Origin of the sequence: Candidatus Pelagibacter communis, assembly GCF_001180205.1 — a bacterium.
GTDB lineage: Bacteria > Pseudomonadota > Alphaproteobacteria > Pelagibacterales > Pelagibacteraceae > Pelagibacter > Pelagibacter ubique_O.
In genome coordinates this window covers 1-695 of the sequence record NZ_CVSU01000088.1, presented here as the reverse complement: position 1 = coordinate 695, position 695 = coordinate 1, and the positions used below count along the sequence as shown (strand labels likewise).

Genomic DNA, 695 nt, shown 5'->3' with positions numbered 1-695 from the left:
GATTAAGCAAGGTTAAATTAGGGAAATCGATATAGTTATGATGAACAAAGAACAAAAGAAAAATTATATTGAAGAAATGACTAGCAAGTTTGAAAACAGCAAAGCTGTTATGGTCACTCATTATCAAGGTTTAACCATGACTCAACTAGATGAACTAAGAGCTAAAATGAGAGAACATGGAATCATATTTAAAATAACAAAAAACAGAATTACAAAATTAGCTTTAGAAAAAACTAAGTGTAAAGATTTATCAAATTTATTTACTGGTCCTACAGCAGTAGCATTTGGAGAGGATGCTATAATGTCTGCAAGGATTCTTTCAAAATTTGCAAAAGATAACGAAAACTTAAAATTAATTGGTGGAATTATGGATAATGAGGTCTTAGATCATGCCGGTGTCCAAAATGTAGCCAATTTACCTACATTAGATGAAGCAAGAGCCAATATTGTGGGTATTTTGAATGCTTCTGCATCTAAATTAATCAGTATTTTGCTTGCACATTCAGAAAAAATGAGTAGTTTGTCGGCAGAAAATTCTGAAACACAACCCAAAGAGTAATACATATGCCTGACCTAAACAAAATTATTGAAGACTTATCAAGTTTGACTGTTGCAGAGGCAGCTGAACTTTCAAAACAATTAGAAGAAAAATGGGGTGTAACTCCAATGGCAGCAGCAGCTCCAGCAGCGGCAGG

General features: G+C 33.5%; 1 protein-coding gene and 1 pseudogene. Both read left to right on the top strand.

Annotated features, from left to right (window positions below; translation table 11 throughout):
• Nucleotides 1-40 precede the first annotated feature (40 nt).
• Nucleotides 41-559, top strand: a complete 519-nt coding sequence (gene rplJ / locus AMO08_RS03690; RefSeq protein ID WP_075485293.1) for a 50S ribosomal protein L10 — start codon at nt 41-43, stop codon at nt 557-559.
• A 5-nt stretch (nt 560-564) separates the two neighbouring features.
• A pseudogene (locus AMO08_RS03685) lies at nt 565-695 on the top strand (50S ribosomal protein L7/L12); the annotation flags it as partial.